This is a genomic window from Streptomyces sp. NPDC039423 (assembly GCF_055598725.1).
The window spans coordinates 1-23366 of the sequence record NZ_JBVKAH010000005.1 but is presented as its reverse complement, the minus strand read 5'-3'; the positions used below and the strand labels follow the sequence as shown (position 1 = coordinate 23366).

The 23366-nt window shown below is 73.0% G+C and carries 21 protein-coding genes and 1 pseudogene; 17 read left to right on the top strand and 5 right to left on the bottom strand.

The window, feature by feature from the left end:
• Positions 1-100: 100 nt before the first annotated feature.
• Positions 101-778: a DJ-1/PfpI family protein gene (locus tag ACZ7LK_RS17390; protein ID WP_392273895.1), complete on the top strand. Its 678-nt coding sequence runs from the start codon at positions 101-103 to the stop codon at positions 776-778.
• On the opposite strand, the gene ACZ7LK_RS17385 is transcribed toward ACZ7LK_RS17390, so the two are convergent.
• Complete coding sequence (locus tag ACZ7LK_RS17385) at positions 762-1508, bottom strand: enoyl-CoA hydratase/isomerase family protein (RefSeq protein ID WP_392273894.1); 747 nt, start codon at positions 1506-1508, stop codon at positions 762-764. The two genes, ACZ7LK_RS17390 and ACZ7LK_RS17385, sit on opposite strands and share 17 nt — an antisense overlap.
• Positions 1509-1705: 197 nt before the next feature.
• Here ACZ7LK_RS17385 and ACZ7LK_RS17380 point away from each other — a divergent pair.
• Positions 1706-2158: pseudogene (locus tag ACZ7LK_RS17380) on the top strand (ATP-binding protein); the annotation flags it as partial.
• Between the two features lie 121 nt (positions 2159-2279).
• On the opposite strand, the gene idi reads toward ACZ7LK_RS17380, so the two are convergent.
• The 4 genes from idi to galE form a co-directional block, all read right to left on the bottom strand.
• On the bottom strand, positions 2280-2873 hold the full coding sequence (gene idi, locus ACZ7LK_RS17375) for an isopentenyl-diphosphate Delta-isomerase (protein WP_392273893.1): 594 nt from the start codon (positions 2871-2873) through the stop codon (positions 2280-2282).
• Positions 2874-2974: 101 nt separating this feature from the next.
• Entirely contained in the window at positions 2975-4231 is a 1257-nt protein-coding gene (locus ACZ7LK_RS17370; protein WP_471141608.1) for a GNAT family N-acetyltransferase, read from the bottom strand.
• Positions 4232-4439: 208 nt separating this feature from the next.
• On the bottom strand, positions 4440-5381 hold the full coding sequence (locus tag ACZ7LK_RS17365) for a cation diffusion facilitator family transporter (protein WP_471141605.1): 942 nt from the start codon (positions 5379-5381) through the stop codon (positions 4440-4442).
• A 164-nt stretch (positions 5382-5545) separates the two neighbouring features.
• A complete protein-coding gene (gene galE / locus ACZ7LK_RS17360; RefSeq protein ID WP_392273890.1) occupies positions 5546-6535 on the bottom strand; it encodes a UDP-glucose 4-epimerase GalE in 990 nt (329 codons plus the stop codon).
• Between the two features lie 272 nt (positions 6536-6807).
• Here galE and ACZ7LK_RS17355 point away from each other — a divergent pair, with 272 nt between their 5' ends.
• From ACZ7LK_RS17355 to ACZ7LK_RS17285, 15 genes are all read left to right on the top strand, one after another.
• Positions 6808-8724, top strand: coding sequence for a DUF5941 domain-containing protein (locus tag ACZ7LK_RS17355; RefSeq protein WP_471142208.1), 1917 nt, complete (start codon positions 6808-6810; stop codon positions 8722-8724).
• Entirely contained in the window at positions 8721-9470 is a 750-nt protein-coding gene (locus ACZ7LK_RS17350) for a phosphocholine cytidylyltransferase family protein (protein ID WP_392273889.1), read from the top strand. The genes ACZ7LK_RS17355 and ACZ7LK_RS17350 overlap by 4 nt, the downstream gene beginning before the upstream one ends.
• Entirely contained in the window at positions 9458-10519 is a 1062-nt protein-coding gene (locus tag ACZ7LK_RS17345; protein WP_392273888.1) for an iron-containing alcohol dehydrogenase family protein, read from the top strand. Before ACZ7LK_RS17350 ends, ACZ7LK_RS17345 begins: the two co-directional genes overlap by 13 nt.
• Positions 10497-11276 (top strand): CDP-alcohol phosphatidyltransferase family protein, encoded by a 780-nt coding sequence (locus ACZ7LK_RS17340; protein WP_392273887.1) that lies wholly within the window; start codon positions 10497-10499, stop codon positions 11274-11276. The genes ACZ7LK_RS17345 and ACZ7LK_RS17340 overlap by 23 nt, the downstream gene beginning before the upstream one ends.
• Before the next feature lie 8 nt (positions 11277-11284).
• Complete coding sequence (locus tag ACZ7LK_RS17335) at positions 11285-12157, top strand: glycosyltransferase family 2 protein (RefSeq protein ID WP_392273886.1); 873 nt, start codon at positions 11285-11287, stop codon at positions 12155-12157.
• Positions 12158-12273: 116 nt separating this feature from the next.
• Positions 12274-13203 (top strand): ABC transporter permease, encoded by a 930-nt coding sequence (locus ACZ7LK_RS17330; protein WP_392273885.1) that lies wholly within the window; start codon positions 12274-12276, stop codon positions 13201-13203.
• Positions 13196-14008: an ABC transporter ATP-binding protein gene (locus tag ACZ7LK_RS17325; protein ID WP_392273884.1), complete on the top strand. Its 813-nt coding sequence runs from the start codon at positions 13196-13198 to the stop codon at positions 14006-14008. The genes ACZ7LK_RS17330 and ACZ7LK_RS17325 overlap by 8 nt, the downstream gene beginning before the upstream one ends.
• A 363-nt stretch (positions 14009-14371) precedes the next feature.
• Complete coding sequence (gene hpnC, locus ACZ7LK_RS17320; RefSeq protein WP_471141596.1) at positions 14372-15277, top strand: squalene synthase HpnC; 906 nt, start codon at positions 14372-14374, stop codon at positions 15275-15277.
• Between the two features lie 26 nt (positions 15278-15303).
• Positions 15304-16224 (top strand): presqualene diphosphate synthase HpnD, encoded by a 921-nt coding sequence (gene hpnD / locus ACZ7LK_RS17315; protein WP_392273882.1) that lies wholly within the window; start codon positions 15304-15306, stop codon positions 16222-16224.
• 104 nt (positions 16225-16328) lie between these two features.
• Positions 16329-17729 (top strand): hydroxysqualene dehydroxylase HpnE, encoded by a 1401-nt coding sequence (hpnE, locus tag ACZ7LK_RS17310; protein WP_471141593.1) that lies wholly within the window; start codon positions 16329-16331, stop codon positions 17727-17729.
• Positions 17726-18826, top strand: coding sequence for a polyprenyl synthetase family protein (locus tag ACZ7LK_RS17305; RefSeq protein WP_392273880.1), 1101 nt, complete (start codon positions 17726-17728; stop codon positions 18824-18826). The genes hpnE and ACZ7LK_RS17305 overlap by 4 nt, the downstream gene beginning before the upstream one ends.
• A 117-nt stretch (positions 18827-18943) precedes the next feature.
• Positions 18944-20953: a squalene--hopene cyclase gene (gene shc / locus ACZ7LK_RS17300; protein WP_469464231.1), complete on the top strand. Its 2010-nt coding sequence runs from the start codon at positions 18944-18946 to the stop codon at positions 20951-20953.
• Positions 20953-21654: a phosphorylase family protein gene (locus tag ACZ7LK_RS17295; protein WP_471141589.1), complete on the top strand. Its 702-nt coding sequence runs from the start codon at positions 20953-20955 to the stop codon at positions 21652-21654. Before shc ends, ACZ7LK_RS17295 begins: the two co-directional genes overlap by 1 nt.
• Positions 21655-21659: 5 nt before the next feature.
• Positions 21660-22682: an adenosyl-hopene transferase HpnH gene (gene hpnH, locus ACZ7LK_RS17290; protein ID WP_392273877.1), complete on the top strand. Its 1023-nt coding sequence runs from the start codon at positions 21660-21662 to the stop codon at positions 22680-22682.
• 4 nt (positions 22683-22686) lie between these two features.
• Positions 22687-23366: flavodoxin-dependent (E)-4-hydroxy-3-methylbut-2-enyl-diphosphate synthase (locus ACZ7LK_RS17285; protein ID WP_471141586.1), on the top strand; the 680-nt coding region annotated here is incomplete at its 3' end.

The window sequence follows — 23366 nt, the reverse complement described above, 5'->3', positions numbered from 1 at the left end:
CCGATCCATCCATCCACCCACCCGCACCGCCGGGCGGGCGGCCCTGCCCGCCCGCCCGCGACCGGTCATGCCCACCCACCGACGGAAGGACACCGCCACCATGCGGATCGCGATCCTGCTCTACCCCGGCTTCACCACCCTCGACGCCGTGGGCCCCTTCGAGATCATCAGCCGGCTGCCCGGCGCCGAGACCGTGTTCGTCGCCAAGGAGGCCGGACCCGTCCGCAACGACCAGGGCAACCTCGCCCTCGTCGCCGACCGCGCCCTCGCCGAGGTGCCCCGGCCCGACATCGTCGTCGTCCCCGGCACCGGCGACTGGGGCCCGGTGACCCGGGACCGGGAGACCCTCGACTGGCTCCGCACGGCGGACGCCACCAGCACCTGGACCACGTCCGTGTGCACCGGCTCACTCATCCTGGCCGCCGCCGGCCTTCTGAAGGGCCGCCGCGCCACCAGTCACTGGCTCGCCCTCGGCGAGCTCGAGAAGCACGGGGCCGACCCGACGGGGGAGCGGGTCGTCTTCGACGGCAAGTACGTCACGGCCGCCGGCGTCTCGGCCGGCATCGACATGGGCCTGCACCTGGTCGGCCGGATCGCCGGCGACCGGCACGCCCGGATCGTCCAGCTCCTCACCGAGTACGACCCCCAGCCGCCGTACGACGCCGGCTCCCCGGACAAGGCCCCGGCCGAAATCGTCGCATTCTGGCGCGCCGAGACGGCGGGAAGGCCGGTGACCTCCCCGGCGGGGGCGGCCGGGGACGTCACCCCCCGTAGGTGAAGCGCGGTGCCCGCCGTTCCAGGAAGGCGGCGATGCCCTCGGCGGTGTCGCCGCTGCCGCGCGCCTGCTCCGTCCAGTGCGCGTCCCGGTCGGTCCGGCCCGCCGCGAACTCCTTGGCCGCCGACTGCGTCAGCAGCGAGCGGGAGACCAGCACCCGGGTGAACTCCGCGACCCGCCGCCCCAGTTCGCCCGCCGGCAGGACCTCGTCCACCAGCCCGGTGCGCAACGCCCGCCCGCTGTCGATCAGCTCGCCGGAGTAGAGCAGGTACTTCGCGGCCGACGGGCCCACCAGCGACACCAGCCGCCGGGTGGAGGACGACGGGTAGACGATGCCGAGCTTCGCCGGGGTGATGCCGAACCGGGCGCCCTCCTCGGCGAACCGCAGGTCGCAGGCGGCGGCGAGCTGGCTGCCGCCCCCCACGCAGTAGCCGCGCACGGCGGCCAGCGTCGGCTTGGGGAAGGCGGCCAGCGCCTCCTCGGCGCGCACGGCGAGGGACTGCTGTTCGTCGCCCGGCTCGCGCAGCGTCGCGATGTCGGCCCCCGCGCAGAACGTGTTCCCCGCGCCGGTCAGCACCAGGGCCCGTACGCTCCGGTCGGCGGCCAGCGAGGCGAGCAGCCCGGGCAGCGCGCGCCACATACCGGCCGTCATGGCGTTGCGCTTGGCGGGGTTGCTGATGACGACGGTGGCGACACCGTCCGCGACGGACTGCTCAAGCTGCGGCTGCTCCATGCGCCGGATGCTATCCGGCGGGGTGGGAGGACCGATCAAGAAGGGGCCGTAACGGTCGAACTCAGGGGCCTGCCGTAAGTATCCGGTCGGAACCCGTCGAATAGCTGTTGACTTCTGGTCAGTAGGCCTGACGGCTGCCTCGCGGTACCAACACTCGAGACGTGGCGAAAATCGAGCACGAGGGTGGAAACCGGACCATCGAGAGCCGCGGGAGCGTCCCGGCCGGGCCTCCCTCGTACGAAGGGGTCTGGCGGTTCACGGCTCCCGCCGTCGACGTCTCCGTACCGCAGGCCAGGCGTGCCGTCCGGGATCTGCTGAAACGTCAAGGCGTGCCGATGGGCGAGGACGTGACGCACGCCGTCCTGCTGATCGTGTCCGAACTGGTGACCAACGCCGTGCGGCACGCGGCCCTGCTGTCGCCCGAGCTCGCGGTCGAGATCGCGATCGGCGCCGAGTGGATCCGGGTGTCCGTGGAGGACAACCACCCGTACCGCCCCAAGGCGCTGGAGGCCGACTGCGGCCGTACGGGAGGGCGCGGCCTGCTGCTGGTGAGGGAGGTGACCAAGGAGGCCGGCGGGGAGTGCGACGTCGAGCACACCGCGACCGGCGGCAAGATCATCTGGGCGGCGCTGCCCCTGGGCCCCGCGGCGGCTCCCGCTCCCGCCGTGCCCGTCCCCTCCGTCGTACCGCTCGCGACCGCCGTCCCGTCCGGCCTCCCGGGGCCCGGAGGGCCGGACGGGAGACCGGACGAGAGACCCGGCGGGCCGGGGGTCACCAGCCCCCGGTCTCCCCTGTCAGCTCCTTGATCGCCGGACGCGCCGCGTCCAGGACCGTCATGAACCAGGCGGAGAACGGGTTCGAGGCGTGCCGCTCGGTCAGCTCACGCGCTGTCACGAACGCCGTCTCCTCCACCTCCGAGGGGTCCGGCCGCAGCGGGGCCTGCACCATCCCCACGAAGAGGTGGTTGTACTCCTGCTCCACCAGCCCGGACGCCGGGTCCGGGTGGTTGTACCGGACGGTGCCCGCCTCGGCGAGCAGCGACGGCGAGACCCCCAGCTCCTCATGGACCCGCCGCGCGGCCGCCGCGAACGGCGCCTCGCCCGGATAGGGGTGCCCGCAGCACGTGTTCGACCAGACACCGGGGGAGTGGTACTTCCCCAGCGCCCGGCGCTGGAGCAGCAGCCGCCCCTCCTCGTCGAAGAGGAACACCGAGAACGCCCGGTGCAGTTGCCCGGGCGCCTGATGGGCGGCCAGCTTCTCCGCGGTGCCGATGGTGGTGCCGTTCTCGTCGACCAGTTCGAGCATGATCGACGGCGCGGTCCCGTTCGACGAGCTGTTCGCCGCGGTGGCTGGTGTGGTCGGCATAACCATCCTTCGCTTCGGTTCTCGGCCCTGTGGGGCAACGTTCAGTCTGCCGTACAAAAGCCGCTTGTCGGCACACGACGACCCGCGCCCGTCATGTCGGGTCAGACGCCGAACGCCGGTGGGTAGTGGATCGTGCCCACCGGCACTCGCCCGGAACCTTCCAGGTCGAGGGCCATCATCGCCTCGTCCGGCACCTCGAAGGAGGGTTCGATCCCGCACCGCGAGGCCGGCACGAAACCGAACCTCGGGTAGTACTCCGGATGACCGAGCACCAGGACCAGCCGCTCGCCGCCGAGCCGCGCCGCGTCCAGCACCGCCCGCACCACCGCCTGCCCGGCGCCCCGCCGCTGGTACCCGGGCGCGACCGAGACCGGCGCCAGCGCGGCGGCCGGGGCGTCCCCGACCCGGCACCGGGTGACCAGCGCGTGGGCCGCGACCGTGCCGTCCGGCGCCTCGGCGACGTACGACAGGCCCGGCAGCCACGCGGTCGGGTCCCGGCGCAGCCGGTCGACCAGCCGGGCCTCCTCGTCCGACCCGAACGCGGCCCCGACGACCGCCCGTACGGCGGCGGTGTCCGCCTCCGTCTCCGGCCGGGTGCGCCACCGGGGGTCGGCCGGCCGCAGCACGTACCCGGTGTAGCCGTACTCGGTCCCGTGCTCGCGGCGCACCGCGATCTCCGCCCGGGTCGCGGCCAGGGCCTCCGCCATCCCGGGTGCGGCGGGGTCGGCCGCGTCGGCCCGTTCGCCGAGCGGACCGTAGTACGCGTCCCAGTCGCTCTCGGGCTGGGGGTACGTCCCGACGACGTGGTAGCCGGCGTCGACGGCCGCCCGGGTGTTGGCCGCGGTGGTGCGCAGCGCGTAGTGCCGGTCCCAGAAGGCCCGTGCCGCCGGGCTCGGGTCGTCGGTGGTCCACTCGCACTCGGTGACGACCAGCGTCCCGCCGGGGGCGAGGAGCCGGCGCCAGGAGCGCAGCGCCCGGTCGAAGCCGATCGAGTACGCCGAGCTCTCCGCCCACACCAGGTCGAACGACCCGTCGGGGTGGGGGAGCCGGCCCATGTCGGCGTTGAGGGTGCGGACGGCGTCACCGAGCCCGCGGGCGCCGGCGGCGGCCCGCAGCTCGGCCAGGAACGGCTCGTGCAGGTCGACGGCCGTCACGTCCGCCCCGGCCTCGGCGGCCAGCAGCAGCGCGGACCGGCCGGGGCCGCAGCCCAGGTCGAGCACGCGCGGCCGCCGCGGCCGCGGACCGGCGAGGGACGCCAGGGCGAGGAGCCGGCGGGTGGTGTCGTCGGAACCGGGGCCCTGCCGCGGAAGGCCGTGGTGCAGGGCGAAGAAAGCGTCGTACAGGTCGTTGTCGGACAACGTGGGAAACCCTTGTGGTGTGGGCGGGTTCCGGCCGACGCGTACGAAGAGGTCAGCCGAGAACCCGGCAGCCGAAGTCGATGCTGGACCGGGTGCCGCACGGGGCGGCCGTCACCGCGACGGTCATCGACCTCAGCTCCTCTCACCGCTGCCCGCGCCGTCCCGCGCTCCGGCGGGTACGGCGTTCGGACGAACACCCTAGCAGCGGTCAGTAGCAGAGCTTCGACTCGTGCGCGGCATGACCGCTCGGCTCCAGCTGGAACGTGCAGTGCTCGACGTCGAAGTGGTCGCCCAGGCAGCCCTGGAGTTCGTGCAGCAGCTTCTCGTGCCCCACCGAATCGAGCGCCTCCTGGTGCACCACCACATGGGCCGACAGCACCGGCATCCCGGACGTGATCGTCCACGCGTGCAGGTCATGGACGTCCTCCACACCCGGCAGCGCCAGTACGTGGGCCCGTACCTCCGCCATGTCCACGCCCTTGGGGGCGGCCTCCAGCAGCACGTCGAGCGTCTCGCGCAGGAGCTTCAGGGTGCGTGGCACGATCATCAGCCCGATCACCAGGGACGCGATCGGGTCGGCCGCCTGCCACCCGGTGGCCAGGATGATCCCGGCCGCGATCAGCACCGTCACCGAACCCAGCGCGTCCGCCAGCACCTCCAGGTACGCGCCCCGGACGTTCAGGCTCTCCTTCTGCCCGCGGACCAGGAGGGAGAGCGACACCATGTTGGCCACCAGGCCGAACAGGGCGAACGCGATCGCCACCCCGCCCCTGGTGTCGGCCGGGGTGATGAACCGCTGCACCGCCTCGAACAGCAGGTAGCCGCCGACGCCGAGGAGCAGCACACAGTTCGCCAGCGCGGCCAGGATCTCGGCCCGCGCGAACCCGAACGTCCGCCGCTGGTCGGCCGGACGGCCCGCGAAGTGGATGGCGAGCAGGGCCATGGCCAGACCCACCGCGTCGGTCGCCATGTGGGCGGCGTCCGCGATCAGGGCGAGCGAGTCGGCGACGACCCCGCCCACGATCTCGGCCACCATGACCGCGAGAGTGATCGTGAGCGCGATCCGCAGCCGCCCCCGGTACGCGGCGGCCGCGGTACCGGTCGGCGGCGGACCTCCGTGCGTGTGCCCATGATCGTGCCCTGCCCCCATCGGACGCCTCCCGCTGATCGACGACACCGGCCAGTGAACTACGGGAGGGGGGTACCCGCAAGCCGGCACTGAACACCGTTGTCATATACCCTGACCTGGGGTTATGCCCGCTGGTCAGGCCGGTGCGGCCACAGCCGGCACCGTCGGCCGGAGGAAGCCGTCGATCAGCGCCGCGCCGCGGCCGCCCGCGCCTCGGGGTGGCGGAGGCACCAGCCCTCCCACGCCGACTCCACCATCTCGCGCACGCCGAGCGACGCCCGCCAGCCCAGCTCCCCGTTGATCCGCCCGACCGACGCGACCGCCTTCGCCGCGTCCCCCGGCCGCCGCGCCTCCACCACCGGCTCCAGACCGTGGCCGGTGACCTCGGCCACCACGTCGGCGAGCTGCCGCACGGACACGCCCTCGCCCCGGCCGACGTTCAGCGTCAGGTCGCCCCGCCGCTCGCCCAGGCGGCGGGCGACGGCGAGGTGCGCGTCCGCGACGTCGGCGACATGGATGTAGTCGCGTACGCAGGTGCCGTCCGGCGTCGGATAGTCGTCACCGAAGATCCGGGGGGCCTCCCCGCGCGTGATCCGGTCGAAGAACATCGGGATGATGTTGAACACCCCGACGTCCGCCAGCTCCGGCCGCACGGCCCCGGCCACGTTGAAGTAACGGAGGCACGCCGTCGCCATGCCGTGCGCCCGGCCGGTCGCCCGGACCAGCCACTCGCCGGCCAGCTTGGTCTCGCCGTACGGATTGATCGGCACCGCCGGAGCGTCCTCGGCGATCAGCTCCACGTCCGGTACGCCGTAGACGGCGGCCGAGGAGGAGAAGAGGAACCGTTCGACACCGGCGGCGACCACGGCCTCCAGCAGCACGGTCAGCCCGTGCACGTTCTCGCGGTAGTAGCGCAGCGGCTGCTCGACCGACTCCCCGACCTGCTTCTTCGCCGCGAGATGCACCACACCGGTCACCCCGTGCCCGGCCAGCGTCCGGTCCACCAGGTCGCGGTCGCCGAGCGACCCCCGCACCAGCGGGACGTCCGCCGGCAGCCGCTCCGGGACGCCCGAGGAGACGTCGTCCAGGACGACCACCCGCTCGCCCGCCTCCGTCATCGCCCGTGCCACATGGGCGCCGATGTATCCCGTACCGCCTGTGATCAACCACGTCATGGCGGCCAGCCTATGCGGTGGCCGGAGGGCGGTTTGTGGGGCGAGGTGCCCATCGACCATGATGATCGCGTCCTGGCGGACGGCCGCCGGGTGCCGGGAAACCTCAGTGAACTCGCGCTTCCGTTCATCCGATAGCCTCTGCCGACGTGCCGCCGCCCGTGACCGGGCCGAGCCGCCGTGCACCAGCCCCGTTCAGCTCCAAGGAGTGAGTTCGTCTGTCGACCGCCATCCTCACCGGTCCTCCGGTACCCGGATCGCCGCTCGAGGGCGATCTGCGGTCGCTGGGCTTCGACGTCCGGATCGCCGCCGACGAGCGGGAGACGGCCGCGCTGCTCGCCGCCGTCCCGGCCGCAGAGCGCGTCGCGGTCGTCGACCCGCGCTTCGTGGGCCACGTCCACGCGCTGCGGCTCGCCCTGACGGACCCCCGCTTCCCCGCCGCGACCGCCCCGGGCGCCCTCACGGCCCAGCCGGAGGCACGCCCCGCCCTGGTCCGCGCGCTCACGGCCGGCCCGGACGCCCCGGACCGGTCCGCCCCGATCCCGACCCCGGCCACCGGCGCGACCGCCGCAACCGGCCCGGCGACCGCCACCGGCCCTGACGCCACCGGCCCGGAGGCCGCCCCCGGCACCACCGCCCCCGACGCCACCGGCCCGGAGGCCACCCCCGGCGCCACCGCCCCCGGGGCGGCGCCCGTACGGGCGGCCGGCGGGGAGCCGCGGCCGCTGCCCGACCTCCTGGCCGACGCCCTGAGCGCCGAGGGCGTGGCCGTGCACCGGCCCGAGCTCGGGTCGCTGGTCGCCGCCGTGCCGGCCGACCCGCAGAGCCGCAAGGAGACCCGGGACGCCGTCGCGGCCGTCGACGACGAGGCCGTGCGCCTCCGCTCCGCCGTGAAGGCACGCGACGGCTTCTTCACCACCTTCTTCATCAGCCCCTACTCGCGCTACATCGCCCGCTGGTGCGCCCGCCGGGGCCTCACGCCCAACCAGGTCACCACCGCCTCCCTCCTCACCGCGCTCGTCGCGGCCGGATGCGCGGCGACCGGCACCCGCGGCGGGTACGTCGCCGCCGGCCTGCTCCTCCTCTTCTCCTTCGTCCTGGACTGCACCGACGGGCAGCTCGCCCGCTACTCGCTCCAGTACTCGACCATGGGTGCCTGGCTCGACGCGACGTTCGACCGGGCCAAGGAGTACGCCTACTACGCGGGCCTCGCCCTCGGCGCCGCACGCGGCGGGGACGACGTATGGGCCCTGGCCCTCGGCGCGATGGTCCTCCAGACCTGCCGCCACGTCGTGGACTTCTCCTTCAACGAGGCCAACCACGACGCCACCGCGAACACCAGCCCCACCGCCGCCCTGTCGGACAAGCTCGACAGCCGGGGCTGGACGGTCTGGGTGCGCCGGATGATAGTCCTGCCCATCGGAGAACGCTGGGCCATGATCGCCGTCCTGACGGCCGTCACCACCCCCCGCGTCGTCTTCTGGGCCCTGCTGATCGGCTGCGCCTTCGCCGCCTGCTACACCACCGCCGGCCGCCTGCTGCGCTCCCTCACCCGCAAGGCCCGCCGCACCGACCGGGCCGCCCGCGCCCTGGCCGACCTCGCCGACTCGGGCCCGCTCGCCCAGGGCTTCGCCGCGGCGTTCCGGAACGCCCCCCGGACCCTTGCGCCCGTCACCGCCCTGGCCGGCGCCGCGGCCGTCGTCGCCACCGCCGCCCTCACCCCGTTCGGCGGCCCCTGGCCCGTCGTCGCCGCCCTCGGGTACGCGCTGACGTCCGGCATCGCCGTCGCCCGCCCCCTCAAGGGCGCCCTCGACTGGCTCGTCCCGCCCGTCTTCCGGGCCGCCGAGTACGTCACGGTCCTGGTCCTGGCCGCCCGCTCGGACGCCCCGCAGGCCCTCCCCGCCGCATTCGGCCTGGTGGCGGCCGTCGCCTACCATCACTACGACACGGTCTACCGCATCCGCGGGGGCACCGGCGCGCCGCCCGCGTGGCTGGTGCGGACGATCGGCGGCCACGAGGGCCGCACGCTGGTGGTGGCGGTCCTCGCCGCGGTCCTGGCGTCCGGGAACGGCTTCACCCTCGCGCTCACCGCCCTCGCGGTGGCCGTCGCACTGGTCGTGCTCGTGGAGTCCATCCGCTTCTGGGTGTCCTCCGGAGCGCCCGCGGTACACGACGAAGGAGAACCCGCATGATCGGCCTTGTACTGGCAGCCGGTGCCGGACGGCGTCTGCGCCCCTACACCGACACGCTCCCGAAGGCCCTCGTGCCGGTGGACCCCGCCGGGACCGGCGAGAAGACGGTCCTCGACCTCACCCTCGCCAACTTCGCCGCCGTCGGCCTCACCGAGGCCGCCGTCGTCGTCGGCTACCGCAAGGAAGCGGTCTACGCGCGCAAGGCCGAGCTGGAGGCCACGTACGGGCTGAAGCTCACGCTCATCGACAACGACAAGGCCGAGGAGTGGAACAACGCCTACTCCCTGTGGTGCGCCCGTGACGTGCTGAAGCGCGGCGTGATCCTCGCCAACGGCGACACCGTGCACCCGGTCTCCGTCGAGCGGACCCTGCTCGCCGCCCGCGGCGACGGCCGGCGGATCATCCTCGCCCTCGACACGGTGAAGAAGCTCGCCGACGAGGAGATGAAGGTCATCACCGCCGACGGCCAGGGTGTCCGGCGGATCACCAAGCTGATGGACCCCGCCACCGCCACCGGCGAGTACATCGGCGTCACCCTCATCGAGCCCGAGGCCGCCGAGGCCCTCGCGGACGCGCTGAAGGCCACCTTCGAGCGCGACCCGGACCTCTACTACGAGGACGGCTACCAGGAGCTCGTCCACCGCGGCTTCCAGATCGACGTGGCACCCATCGGCGACGTCAAGTGGGTCGAGATCGACAACCACGACGACCTCGCGAAGGGCCGTGAGATCGCGTGCCTGTACTGACCCGGCTCATCCCCTCACCCGTCGTCGTCGACATCGCGTGCGGGGCGATGGACGACCTGGCCGGCCTCCTGGCCGACCAGCGGATCTCCGCCTCCGGCAAGCTGGCCATGGCGATCAGCAACGGCTCCGGCCAGGCGCTGCGCGAGAAGCTCGCGCCGCTGCTGCCGGACGCCGACTGGTACCCGGTCGCCGACGGCAGCATCGACTCCGCCGTCCGCCTCGCCGACGCCATAAAGGGCAAGCGCTACGACGCCGTGGTCGGCCTCGGCGGCGGCAAGATCATCGACGTGGCGAAGTACGCCGCGGCGCGGGTCGGCGTGCCCATGGTGTCGGTCGCGACCAACCTGTCGCACGACGGCATCTGCTCGCCGGTCTCCACCCTCGACAACGACAACGGCCGCGGCTCCTACGGCGTCCCCTCGCCGATCGCCATGGTCATCGACCTCGACGTGATCCGCGAGGCCCCCGCGCGGTTCGTCCGCTCCGGCATCGGCGACGCGATCTCCAACATCTCCGCCATCGCCGACTGGGAGCTCTCCCACCGGCACACGGGCGAGCAGGTCGACGGCCTGGCCGCCGCCATGGCCCGTACGGCGGGCGAGGCCGTCCTGCGCCACCCCGGGTCCGTGGCGGACGACGAGTTCCTCATCGTGCTGGCCGAGGCCCTCGTCCTGACCGGTATCGCCATGTCGATCAGCGGCGACACCCGGCCGGCGTCCGGCGCCTGCCACGAGATCTCCCACGCCTTCGACCTGCTGCACCCGGCGCGCGCCGCGCTCCACGGCGAGCAGGTCGGACTCGGCGCCGCCTTCGCGATGCACCTGCGCGGCGCCCACGAGGAGTCCGGGCTCTTCGCCGAGGTCCTCCGCCGGCACGGCCTGCCGGTCCTGCCCGACGAGATCGGGTTCACCCCGGAGGAGTTCGTCGCGGCGGTGGAGTACGCACCGCAGACCCGCCCCGGCCGCTTCACCATCCTCGAGCACCTCGACCTGTCCACCGACCAGATCAGGGACGCGTACGCCGACTATGCCCAGACCATCCGTAGCTGAACTCCGCCCGGTCGTCCATCCGGCGGGAGTGAAGGACCGTCGCAGCGGCGAACACTGGGGCGGCCGCCTGTACATGCGCGAGATCTCCCTGCGCATCACCCGTCTCCTGGTCACCACCCGGGTCACCCCGAACCAGCTCACGTACGTGATGACGCTCGCGGGCGTCCTCGCCGCCCCCGCCCTGCTGATCCCCGGCATCCCCGGGGCGCTGCTCGGCGCGCTCATGGTCCAGCTCTACCTGCTGCTCGACTGCGTCGACGGTGAGGTCGCCCGCTGGAAGAAGCAGTTCTCCCTGGGCGGGGTCTACCTGGACCGGGTGGGCGCCTACCTGTGCGACGCGGCGGTGCTGACCGGTTTCGGCCTGCGCGCCGCCGACCTGTGGGGCAGCGGCCGGATCGACTGGCTGTGGGCCTTCCTCGGCACCCTCGCCGCGCTCGGCGCCATCCTGATCAAGGCCGAGACCGACCTGGTCGGTGTCGCCCGGCACCAGGGCGGCCTGCCGCCGGTCGCGGAGTCGGCCGCCGAGCCCCGCTCGTCCGGCATGGCGCTGGCCCGCAAGGCCGCCGCGGCGCTGAAGTTCCACCGGCTCGTCCTCGGCATCGAGGCGTCGCTGCTCATCGTGGTCCTGGCGGTCCTGGACACGGTCCGGGGCGACCTGTACTTCTCCCGCCTGGGCGTCGCCGTGCTGGCCGGCATCGCGCTGCTGCAGACGGTGCTGCACCTCGTGTCCATCCTCGCGTCGAGCAGGCTGAAGTGAGGACGCCGATGAAACTGGGCGCCGTCATCATCACCATGGGCAACCGCCCGGACGACCTCCGGGCGCTCATCGAGTCCGTCCGCGAGCAGGACGGCGACCCGGTCGAGATCGTCGTCGTCGGCAACGGCGCCCCCGTCACGGGCGTCCCCGACGGCGTGCGCACCGTCGACCTCCCGGAGAACCTGGGCATCCCCGGCGGCCGCAACGCCGGCATCGAGGCCTTCGGTCCCGGCGGCACCGACGTGGACGCCCTGCTGTTCCTCGACGACGACGGTCTGCTGCCGAACCCCGACACGGCCGAGCTGGTCCGCCAGGCGTTCACCGCCGACCCGCGGCTGGGGATCATCAGCTTCCGCATCGCCGACCCGGACACCGGTGTCACCCAGCGCCGGCACGTGCCGCGGCTGCGTGCCTCCGACCCGATGCGCTCCTCGCGGGTGACGACGTTCCTCGGCGGCGCGAACGCCGTCCGCACGAAGGTGTTCGCCGAGGTCGGCGGGCTGCCGGACGAGTTCTTCTACGCGCACGAGGAGACCGATCTCGCCTGGCGGGCGCTCGACGCCGGCTGGCTGATCGACTACCGGGCGGACATGGTCCTGTTCCACCCCACGACCGCCCCCTCCCGGCACGCCGTCTACCACCGCATGATCGCCCGCAACCGCGTCTGGCTGGCCCGCCGCAATCTGCCCGCGCCCCTGGTACCCGTGTACCTGGGCGTCTGGCTGCTGCTCACGCTGGCCCGGCGCCCGTCGGTGCCGGCGCTCAAGGCCTGGTTCGGCGGGTTCCGGGAGGGCTGGACCTCTCCGTGCGGGCCGCGCCGGCCCATGAGGTGGCGTACGGTGTGGCGCCTGACGAGACTGGGCCGCCCGCCCGTCATCTGACAAGCTCGGAATCCGACACGCTCGTCACCGACGAGCACGGGGCACCCGGGGCCCGGCCGCCACCTGACCCGCCCGCCCCCCATCTGCCGCGCATCTGGACACGAAAGTTTCAGCCTGTGAGTGAGACAACCCATGACGGAGCGATCGCCGTGACCGCCCCGCCATCCGTGGACGCGGGCCTGTCCCCGGCGGAGCTCGCCGCCAAGTACGGCCTGTCGGTCAGTGGTGCCCGGCCCGGCCTGGCCGAGTACGTCCGTCAGCTGTGGGGCCGCCGGCACTTCATCCTGGCGTTCTCCCAGGCGAAGCTCACGGCGCAGTACAGCCAGGCCAAGCTCGGCCAGCTCTGGCAGGTGGCGACCCCGCTGCTCAACGCGGCGGTCTACTTCCTCATCTTCGGCCTGATCCTGAACGCCGGCCGGGGCATGGACAAGGAGGTCTACATCCCGTTCCTGGTGACGGGTGTCTTCGTGTTCATGTTCACCCAGACCTCCGTGATGTCCGGGGTCCGGGCGATCTCCGGGAACCTGGGGCTGGTGCGGGCGCTGCACTTCCCGCGCGCCTCCCTGCCCGTCTCCTTCGCGCTCCAGCAGCTCCAGCAGCTCCTGTTCTCGATGATCGTGCTGTTCGTCATCGCGGCGGTGTTCGGCAGCTACCCCTCGCTCGCCTGGCTGCTGATCGTCCCGGCACTGGCGCTCCAGTTCCTCTTCAACGTCGGCCTGTCGCTGATCATGGCCAGGCTCGGCAGCAGGACGCCCGACCTCGCGCAGTTGATGCCCTTCATCATGCGCACCTGGATGTACGGCTCGGGCGTCATGTTCTCCATCCCGATCATGCTCAAAGACAAGCCGGCCTGGATCGCGGACGTCCTGATGTACAACCCGGCGGCGATCTACATGGACCTCATCCGGTTCGCGCTGATCGACGGGTACGGCTCGGAGAACCTGCCCGCGCACGTCTGGCCGGCCGCCCTGCTGTGGGCCGTCCTGGTCGGCGCGGCGGGCTTCGTGTACTTCTGGAAGGCAGAGGAGCGGTACGGCCGTGGCTGAGCACACCGAGGACGTCACCGCGGCGGCCGTGGCCGGCGGCGCGCGGATCCCCACCGTCATCGCGGACGACGTGCACATCGTGTACCGCGTCAACGGCGGCGGGGGCGGGAAGGGCAGCGCCACCGCGGCGCTCAGCCGGATCCTGCGCCGCGACACGGGCGAGTCCCGCGGGGTGCGCAAGGTGCACGCCGTCCGGGGTGTGTCCTTCACCGCGTACCGGGGTGAGGCCATCGGCCTCATCGGCACCAACGGATCGGGCAAGTCGACCCTGCTGAGGGCCATCGCGGGCCTGCTGCCCACCGAGTCGGGCAAGGTCTACACCGATGGCCAGCCCTCGCTGCTGGGGGTCAACGCGGCGCTGATGGGCGACCTCACCGGTGAGCGCAACGTGATCCTGGGCGGTCTGGCCATGGGCATGTCGCGCGAGGAGATCCGGGAGCGCTACCAGGACATCGTCGACTTCTCCGGCATCAACGAGAAGGGCGACTTCATCACCCTGCCGATGCGGACGTACTCCTCCGGCATGGGCGCCCGGCTGCGCTTCGCCATCGCCGCCGCCAAGAACCACGACGTCCTGATGATCGACGAGGCGCTGGCCACGGGTGACCGCAAGTTCCAGATCCGCTCCGAGGAGCGCATCCGCGAGCTGCGCAAGGAGGCCGGCACGGTCTTCCTGGTCAGCCACAGCAACAAGTCGATCAGGGACACCTGTGACCGCGTCCTGTGGCTGGAGAAGGGCGAGCTGCTGATGGACGGCCCCACGGACGAGGTCCTGCGGGCGTACGAGAAGGAGACCGGCAGGTAACCCCGCCGCACGCGGGCACGCGCGGGTCGTACCCGCGCTCCCGGACGTCCCGTTCCGGTCAAGTACCGCCCCCGAAGGGGCGGTTGGCGTCGCGAACGGGACAGTTCGCGTGCGTGTGACACCCCGGCACGGCCCCGGACGTTGTACAACGTAAGCTGTACCGGTGCTGATTCGCGGCAAGTGGGGCGATTTCCCCCTGGGGCCCCCGGGCCGGGGCGGCGGCTCACTCGCGGCACCGGCGGCGTGTCCGAAATAGGATGTTTTGGGTCAGCAGTGTAGAACGGGAGACGTGACGGCAATGACGGTGAATCCCCAGCCCCGCGTCCACGAGGGTCCCGCCGTCCCCGCGCCGGGTCGTCCGCAGTGACAGGTACCCGGCAGGTGCGCCGCGACGCCTCCTCGCGCACCACACTCGACAAGGCCGCGCACGAGAACTTCCCCGTGGCCCCCTTCTTCCTGCCCCGCGCCTGGCGCGGCGACCTGATGGCCGTTTACGGCTTCGCACGGCTCGTCGACGACATCGGCGACGGCGACCTCGCCCCCGGCGGCGCCGACGCCCGCCATCTGGGCGCCGAGGGCGAGACCGACCGCCTCGCCCTCCTCGACGCCTTCGAGGCCGACCTGCGGCGCGTCTTCGACGGCACCCCGTCCCACCCGCTGCTGCGCGCCCTGCGACCCACCGTGCGGCGCCACGCGCTCACCCCCGAGCCGTTCCTCGGCCTGATCGCGGCCAACCGCCAGGACCAGCTCGTACGGCGCTACGAGACCTACGACGACCTCGTCGCCTACTGCGAACTTTCCGCCAACCCCGTCGGCCGCCTCGTCCTGGCCGTCACCGGCACCACCAGCCCCCAACGCGTGCGCCGCTCCGACGCCGTCTGCACCGCCCTTCAGATCGTCGAGCACCTCCAGGACGTCGCCGAGGACCTGGCCCGCGACCGGATCTACCTCCCGGCCGAGGACATGAAACGGTTCGGCGTCACCGAGGCCGACCTCGCCCGCCCCGCCGCCGGCGCGCCGGTCCGCTCCCTCATCGCCCACGAGGCCGAACGCGCCCGCCGGCTCCTCGACGAGGGCATCCCCCTCGTCGCCGGCGTGCACGGCAGGCTCCGGCTCCTCCTCGCCGGCTTCGTCGGCGGCGGACACGCGGCCCTGGACGCGATCACGGCCGCCGGACACGACGTACTCCCCGGACCCCCCAGGGCCGGCGGACCGAACCTGCTGCGCGCGGTGGGAGCCGTATGGCGCAGAGCGCGTGGAGAGGGGTGAACGGGACCGTGGAAGGACACGCGCGGATGTCCGCGCCGGTGGCCGCCGCCTACAGCTACTGCGAGGCCGTCACCGGCGGGCAGGCCCGCAACTTCGCCTACGGCATCCGGCTCCTGCCGGCCGAGAAGCGGCTGGCCATGTCGGCGCTGTACGCCTTCTCCCGCCGGGTCGACGACATCGGCGACGGGGCCCTCGGCCCCGAGGCCAAGGCCGACCGGCTCGGCACCACCCGCGACCTGCTCGACCGGATCCGCAAGGGAGCCGTCGGCGAGGACGACACCGACCCGGTCGCCGTCGCCCTCGCCGACGCCGCACGCCGCTTCCCGCTGCCGCTCGACAGCCTCGACGAGCTCATCGACGGCGTCCTGATGGACGTGCGCGGCGAGACCTACGAGACCTGGGACGACCTCAAGGTCTACTGCCGCTGCGTCGCCGGTGCCATCGGCCGCCTCTCCCTCGCCGTTTTCGGCACCACACCCGGCGCGCCCGGCGCCGAACGCGCCCCCGAGTACGCCGATACGCTCGGCCTCGCCCTCCAGCTCACCAACATCCTCCGCGACCTCCGCGAGGACGCCGGGACCGGCCGCACCTACCTGCCCGCCGACGACCTCGCCAAGTTCGGCTGCTCCGACGGCTTCCGCACCGCCACCCCGCCCCCCGGCGCCGACTTCACCGGCCTCGTCCACTACGAAGTACGGCGCGCCCGGGCCCTGTTCGCCGAGGGCTACCGGCTGCTGCCCATGCTCGACCGGCGCAGCGGCGCCTGCGTCGCCGCCATGGCCGGCATCTACCACCGTCTCCTCGACCGCATCGAACGCGACCCCCGGGCCGTGCTGCGCGGTCGTGTCTCCCTGCCCGGACACGAGAAGGCGTACGTCGCCGTCCGCGGCCTCTCCGGCCTCGACGCCCGCACCGCCTCCCGGCAGCGGACCAGGAGGCGCGCCTAGATGGCCACCATGCCGGACACCCGGCGCGCGAACCGGCACAATCGGCGCGCAACCCTCCGCCACCGCACCGCGTCCCGGACTGCGACGACCCGACGGGAGACCGCATGAGCGACGACGACCCGACACCGGGCGCTGCCGCGCGGCGGCACGCCGTGGTCGTCGGCGGCGGCCTCGCCGGCATCACCGCCGCCCTGCGCCTGGCCGACTCCGGACTGCGCGTCACCCTCCTCGAAGGCCGGCCCCGCCTCGGCGGCCTCGCGTTCTCCTTCAAGCGCGGCGACCTCACCGTCGACAACGGCCAGCACGTCTACCTCCGCTGCTGCACCGCCTACCGCTGGTTCCTCGACCGCGTCGGCGGCAGCCACCTCGCGCCCCTCCAGGACCGCCTCGACGTCCCGGTCCTCGACGTCGCCCACCCCCGCGGCCCCCGCCTCGGCCGGCTGCGCCGCACCGCCCTGCCCGTACCGCTCCACCTCGCCGCCAGCCTCGCCGGCTACCCGCACCTCTCGCTCGCCGAGCGCGCCGCCGTCGGCCGCGCCGCCCTCGCCCTCAAGAGGCTCGACCCGGCCGACCCCGCCCTCGACGGCATCGACTTCGCCACCTGGCTCACCCGCCAGGGCCAGTCCGCGCGCTCCGTCGAAGCCCTGTGGGACCTGATCGGCGTCGCCACCCTCAACGCCACCGCCCCGCACTCCTCCATGGGCCTGGCCGCCATGGTCTTCAAGACCGCCCTGCTCACCGACCCCGGCGCCGCCGACATCGGCTGGGCCCACGTCCCCCTGGGCGACCTGCACGACACCCTCGCCCGCAAGGCCCTCGACGCCGCCGGCGTCCGCACCGAACTGCGCGCCAAGGCCACCGCCGTCCTGCCCAGCGCCCACGGCCGCTGGGCCGTCGACGTGCCCGGCGAACGGCTGGAGGCCGACACCGTCGTCCTCGCCGTACCCCAGCGCGAAGCGCACGACCTGCTGCCGCACGGCGCGCTCGACGACCCCGGCGCGCTCCTGGACATCGGCACCGCCCCGATCCTCAACGTGCACGTCCTCTACGACCGCGCGGTGCTGCGCCGCCCGTTCTTCGCCGCGCTCGGCTCCCCGGTCCAGTGGGTCTTCGACCGTACCGACGCCTCCGGCTACACCGACGGCCAGTACCTCGCGCTGTCCCAGTCGGCCGCCGGCGACGAGATCGACGAGCCCGTCTCCGTGCTCCGCGAGCGCTACCTGCCCGAACTGGAGCGGCTGCTGCCCGCGGCACGCGGCGCGAAGGTCCGGGACTTCTTCGTCACCCGGGAGCGGACAGCGACGTTCGCCCCCGCCCCCGGCGTCGGCCGGCTGCGGCCGGGCGCCCGCACCAACGCGCCGGGCCTCCACCTGGCCGGTGCGTGGACCGCCACCGGCTGGCCCGCGACCATGGAGGGCGCGGTACGCAGCGGCTTCACCGCCGCGGGCGCGGCCCTCTCGGCCCTCGGCCGCCCCCATGTACATCCGCTCGAGGAGGCGGCATGAGCCTGAGTACTGGAACCAGAGGAGAGACCGTGCCGACTGTGCCCCCGGCGAACCCGGCCGTCGACACCGCGGACGTGACCGCACTGCTGGAGCGGGGCCGGACCATGTCCACCCCTGTCCTGCGCACGGCCGTGCAGCGGCTCGCGCCGCCCATGGACACCGTGGCCGCCTACCACTTCGGCTGGATCGACGCCCACGGCCGGCCCGCCGACGGCGACAGCGGCAAGGCCGTCCGCCCCGCCCTCGCCCTGCTGTCCGCGGAGGCGGCCGGAGCGGCCCCCGAGGTCGGCATCCCCGGCGCGGTCGCCGTGGAGCTCGTGCACAACTTCTCGCTGCTGCACGACGACCTGATGGACGGCGACGAGCAGCGCCGCCACCGCGACACCGTGTGGAAGGTCCACGGCCCGGCGCAGGCCATCCTCGTCGGCGACGCGCTGTTCGCCCTCGCCAACGAGCTGCTGCTGGAGCTCGGCACCGTGGAGGCCGGCCGCGCCACCCGCCGGCTCACCACCGCCACCCGCAAGCTCATCGACGGCCAGGCCCAGGACATCTCCTACGAGCACCGCGAGCGGGTGACCGTCGAGGAGTGCCTGATGATGGAGGGCAACAAGACCGGCGCCCTCATCGCCTGCGCCTGTTCCATCGGCGCGGTCCTCGGCGGCGCCGACGACCGCACCGCCGACGCCCTGGAGGCCTACGGCTACCACCTGGGCCTGGCCTTCCAGGCCGTCGACGACCTGCTCGGCATCTGGGGCGACCCGGTCACCACCGGCAAGCAGACCTGGAGCGACCTGCGCCAGCGCAAGAAGTCCCTGCCGGTCGTCGCCGCGCTCGCCGCGGGCGGGGAGGCCTCCGAGCGCCTCGGCGAACTGCTCGCGGCCGACGCCAAGAACCCCGACCTCGACAGCTTCTCCGAGGAGGAGTTCGCCATGCGCGCCGCCCTCATCGAGGAGGCCGGCGGCCGCGAGTGGACCTCCGAGGAGGCCCGCCGCCAGCACAGCGTCGCGATCGACGCGCTCCACCACGTCGACATGCCGGAACGGATCCGCGCCCAGCTCACCGCGCTCGCGGACTTCGTCGTCGTACGAAAGCGATGACCACCATCAGGAAGCACACCCGCACCATATGAATCGCTAGTCGCCGGCCGGTGCCTCCGCGCACCGGCCGACGGCCCACCCGCAGCCGCAGCACGCCCACTGCACGAAGGGGAAGCCATGACAGCGACGACCGACGGAAGCACCGGGGCCCTGGGCCCCCACGCACCCTCGGCCACCGGGACCACCACCGGAACGACCACCACCACCGCCCCCGGCGCGAGCGACGTCCGGGAAGCCGCCGCGCGGGCCGCCCAGCGCTCCATCGACCACCTCCTGTCCCGCCAGGACGACGAGGGCTGGTGGAAGGGCGACCTGGAGACCAACGTCACCATGGACGCCGAGGACCTCCTGCTGCGGCAGTTCCTCGGGATCGAGGACGAGGCGACCACCCACGCCGCCGCCCTGCACATCCGCGGCCGGCAGCGCGGCGACGGCACCTGGGCCACCTTCTACGGCGGCCCCGGCGACCTGTCCGCCACCGTCGAGGCGTACGTCGCCCTCCGCCTGGCCGGCGACCGCCCCGACGAGCCGCACATGGCGCGCGCCGCCGCCTGGATCAGGGAGCGGGGCGGCATCGCGGCGGCCCGCGTCTTCACCCGCATCTGGCTGGCGCTCTTCGGCTGGTGGAAGTGGGAGGACCTGCCCGAGCTGCCACCCGAGCTGATCTTCCTGCCCCCGTGGTTCCCCCTCAACATCTACGACTTCGGCTGCTGGGCCCGGCAGACGATCGTGCCGCTCACCGTCGTCTCCGCCAAGCGCCCCGTGCGCCCCGCGCCCTTCGCGCTGGACGAACTGCACACCGACCCCGGCGTCCCCAACCCGCCCCGGCGGCTCGCCCCGGCGGGTACCTGGGAAGGGGCCTTCCAGCGGCTGGACAAGGCACTGCACGCCTACCGCCGCGTCGCCCCCCGGTGGCTGCGCGGCGCCGCGATGAACACCGCCGCCCGCTGGATCGTCGAACGGCAGGAGAACGACGGCTGCTGGGGCGGCATCCAGCCACCCGCCGTGTACTCCCTCATCGCCCTCCACCTGCTCGGCTACGACCTGGAGCACCCGGTGATGCGGGCGGGCCTGGAGTCGCTCGACCGGTTCGCCGTACGGCGCGACGACGGCGCCCGCATGGTCGAGGCCTGCCAGTCGCCCGTCTGGGACACCTGCCTGGCCGTGATCGCGCTCGCCGACGCCGGGGTGCGCCCCGACCACCCCGCCCTGGTCAAGGCCGCCGACTGGATGCTCGGCGAGGAGATCGTCCGCCCGGGCGACTGGGCCGTCCGCCGGCCCGGACTCGCCCCCGGCGGCTGGGCGTTCGAGTTCCACAACGACAACTACCCCGACATCGACGACACCGCCGAGGTCATCCTCGCCCTGCGCCGGGTCCGCCACCCCCACCCGGAACAGATCGAGGCCGCCGTCCGGCGCGGCGCCACCTGGACCGCCGGGATGCAGTCACGGGACGGCGGCTGGGCCGCCTTCGACGCCGACAACACCAGCCCCTTCCCCAACCGGCTCCCGTTCTGCGACTTCGGCGAGGTCATCGACCCACCGTCCGCCGACGTGACCGCGCACGTGGTGGAGATGCTGGCGCACGAAGGCAAGGCCCACCACCCGCGCACCCGCCGCGGCGTCGCCTGGCTGCTGGCCGAACAGGAGCCCAGCGGCGCCTGGTTCGGACGCTGGGGCGTCAACCACGTCTACGGCACCGGCTCCGTGGTGCCCGCCCTCACCGCCGCCGGGCTGCCCACGACGCACCCCGCCATCCGGCGCGCCGTCACCTGGCTGGAATCGGTCCAGAACGAGGACGGCGGCTGGGGCGAGGACCTGCGGTCCTACCGGGAGCAGGAGTGGATCGGGCACGGCGCCTCCACCGCCTCGCAGACGGCGTGGGCGCTGCTGGCCCTGCTGGCGGCCGGGGAGCGGGCGTCCGGGGCCGTGGAGCGCGGCGTGCGGTGGCTCACCGCGACGCAGCGGGAGGACGGATCCTGGGACGAGCCGTACTTCACCGGCACCGGCTTCCCCTGGGACTTCTCCATCAACTACCACCTCTACCGGCAGGTGTTCCCGCTGACCGCGCTCGGCCGGTACGTCAACGGCGGACCGGTGGTCGGCCGGCTCGGCGAGGGGGCGTGATGGCGGCTGGGCGGGAGCCCTCCGGTTCCGCCTCCGCGCCCGGCCGCGTACCCGCCCCGGCCGGGGCGCCGATGCTCATCGCCTGCGCGCTCGGCATCGAGCAGCTCGCGCTGCGCAGCGGGCGCCGCCGCCACGGCTCGGCGTCACCCGGCCCGGTCACCGTGCTCCGTACGGGCATGGGCCCCGCGAACGCCCAGCGGGCCGTCACCCGGGCGCTGGAGGGCGGCGACCTGCGGGGCGCCGCGGTCGTCGCGTCCGGCTTCTGCGCCGGACTGGAGCCCGGCATGCACCCGGGCGACCTGGTGGTCGCCGACGAGACCCGCGGCCCCGGTGGCACCACCCCCTGCACGGGCACCGAGCTGCTGGTCGAGGCCCTGGAGCGGGCGGTCCCCGGCCGCACGGTCCACACCGGCCCGCTGACCGGCTCCGACCACGTGGTGCGCGGCCAGGAGCGCGTCCAGTTGCGCGGCACGGGGGCGATCGCGGTCGACATGGAGTCCGCCGCCACCCTCCGCAGCGCGCTCAGCACGGGGGTGCGGTCCCGCCCCGTCGCGGCCGTACGGGTGATCGTGGACGCCCCCGAGCACGAACTCGTCCGCATCGGCACGGTGCGCGGGGGAATATCGGCCTTCCGTGTTCTTCGCTCCGTGCTCCCCGCATTCTTCGAATGGCACCGTTCTTTGCTGCTCCCCAGGAGGTGAGCCAGATGGCCATGCCGCTTCGCCAGACCATCCGGGTAGGGACGTATCTCTTCCAACAGAAGCTGCGCAAGCGTGACAAGTTCCCGCTCATCGTCGAACTGGAGCCGCTCTACGCCTGCAACCTCGCGTGCGAGGGCTGCGGCAAGATCCAGCACCCGGCCGGGGTGCTGAAGCAGCGCATGCCGGTCGCCCAGGCGGTCGGCGCCGTCCTGGAGTCCGGCGCCCCGATGGTGTCCATCGCCGGCGGCGAACCGCTGATGCACCCCCAGATCGACGAGATCGTGCGCCAGCTCGTCGCCAAGAGGAAGTACGTCTTCCTGTGCACCAACGCCGTGCTGCTGCGCAAGAAGATCGACCTGTTCACGCCCTCGCCCTACTTCGCCTTCGCCGTGCACATCGACGGCCTGCGCGAACGGCACGACGAGTCGGTCGCCAAGGAGGGCGTGTTCGACGAGGCGGTGGAGGCCATCAAGGAGGCCCAGCGGCGCGGCTTCAGGGTCACCACCAATTCCACCTTCTTCAACACCGACACCCCGCAGACCGTCATCGAGGTGCTCAACTTCCTCAACGACGACCTCAAGGTCGACGAGATGATGATCTCGCCCGCCTACGCCTACGAGAAGGCGCCCGACCAGGAGCACTTCCTGGGCGTCGAGCAGACCCGCGAACTGTTCCGGAAGTCGTTCGCCGGCGGCAACCGCCGGCGCTGGCGGCTGAACCACTCCCCGCTCTTCCTGGACTTCCTGGAGGGCAAGGCCGACTTCGCCTGCACCGCCTGGGCGATCCCCAACTACTCGCTCTTCGGCTGGCAGCGCCCCTGCTACCTGATGGCCGACGGTTACGTACCGACGTACCGGCAGCTCATCGAGGAGACCGACTGGAACAAGTACGGCCGCGGCAAGGACCCGCGCTGCGCCAACTGCATGGCGCACTGCGGCTACGAGCCGACCGCCGTCCTCGCCACCATGGGCTCGCTGAAGGAGTCCCTGCGCGCCGCCCGCGAGACGGTCTCCGGAAGCCGGGGGTGAGGTGATGCCGGAACCCGTGGACCTCGGGCTGCCCGTGCCGGTGCCCCGGCCGGCCGACCGCCGTGTCAGTCGCAAGATCCAGGTCGGTTCGGTGGCCGTCGGTGGTGACGCGCCGGTGTCGGTGCAGTCGATGACGACGACGCGGACCTCGGACATCGGTGCCACGCTTCAGCAGATCGCCGAGCTGACGGCGTCGGGCTGTCAGATCGTGCGGGTGGCGTGTCCGACCCAGGACGACGCGGACGCGCTGGCGACCATCGCGAAGAAGTCGCAGATCCCGGTGATCGCGGACATTCATTTCCAGCCGAAGTACGTGTTCGCCGCGATCGACGCGGGGTGTGCGGCGGTGCGGGTGAACCCGGGCAACATCAAGCAGTTCGACGACAAGGTCAGGGAGATCGCGAAGGCGGCCGGTGAGGCGGGTACCCCGATCCGTATCGGGGTGAACGCCGGGTCGCTGGACCGGAGGCTGCTGGAGAAGTACGGCAAGGCCACTCCGGAGGCGCTGGTGGAGTCGGCGCTGTGGGAGGCGTCGCTGTTCGAGGAGCACGGGTTCCGGGACATCAAGATCTCGGTGAAGCACAACGACCCGGTGGTGATGGTCAACGCCTACCGGCAGCTCGCGGCGCGGTGCGACTATCCGCTGCATCTGGGGGTCACCGAGGCGGGTCCGGCGTTCCAGGG

Coding starts and splice junctions, on each gene's coding strand:
- shc (WP_469464231.1), top strand. CDS start 18,944: ATGACAGCGACGACCGACGGAAGCACCGGGGCCCTGGGCCCCCACGCA.
- ACZ7LK_RS17385 (WP_392273894.1), bottom strand. CDS start 1,508: ATGGAGCAGCCGCAGCTTGAGCAGTCCGTCGCGGACGGTGTCGCCACC.
- hpnH (WP_392273877.1), top strand. CDS start 21,660: ATGGCCATGCCGCTTCGCCAGACCATCCGGGTAGGGACGTATCTCTTC.
- hpnD (WP_392273882.1), top strand. CDS start 15,304: ATGTCCGCGCCGGTGGCCGCCGCCTACAGCTACTGCGAGGCCGTCACC.
- ACZ7LK_RS17350 (WP_392273889.1), top strand. CDS start 8,721: ATGATCGGCCTTGTACTGGCAGCCGGTGCCGGACGGCGTCTGCGCCCC.
- ACZ7LK_RS17335 (WP_392273886.1), top strand. CDS start 11,285: ATGAAACTGGGCGCCGTCATCATCACCATGGGCAACCGCCCGGACGAC.
- ACZ7LK_RS17305 (WP_392273880.1), top strand. CDS start 17,726: ATGAGCCTGAGTACTGGAACCAGAGGAGAGACCGTGCCGACTGTGCCC.
- ACZ7LK_RS17390 (WP_392273895.1), top strand. CDS start 101: ATGCGGATCGCGATCCTGCTCTACCCCGGCTTCACCACCCTCGACGCC.
- ACZ7LK_RS17365 (WP_471141605.1), bottom strand. CDS start 5,381: ATGGGGGCAGGGCACGATCATGGGCACACGCACGGAGGTCCGCCGCCG.
- idi (WP_392273893.1), bottom strand. CDS start 2,873: ATGCCGACCACACCAGCCACCGCGGCGAACAGCTCGTCGAACGGGACC.
- galE (WP_392273890.1), bottom strand. CDS start 6,535: ATGACGTGGTTGATCACAGGCGGTACGGGATACATCGGCGCCCATGTG.
- ACZ7LK_RS17340 (WP_392273887.1), top strand. CDS start 10,497: ATGCCCAGACCATCCGTAGCTGAACTCCGCCCGGTCGTCCATCCGGCG.
- hpnE (WP_471141593.1), top strand. CDS start 16,329: ATGAGCGACGACGACCCGACACCGGGCGCTGCCGCGCGGCGGCACGCC.
- ACZ7LK_RS17295 (WP_471141589.1), top strand. CDS start 20,953: ATGGCGGCTGGGCGGGAGCCCTCCGGTTCCGCCTCCGCGCCCGGCCGC.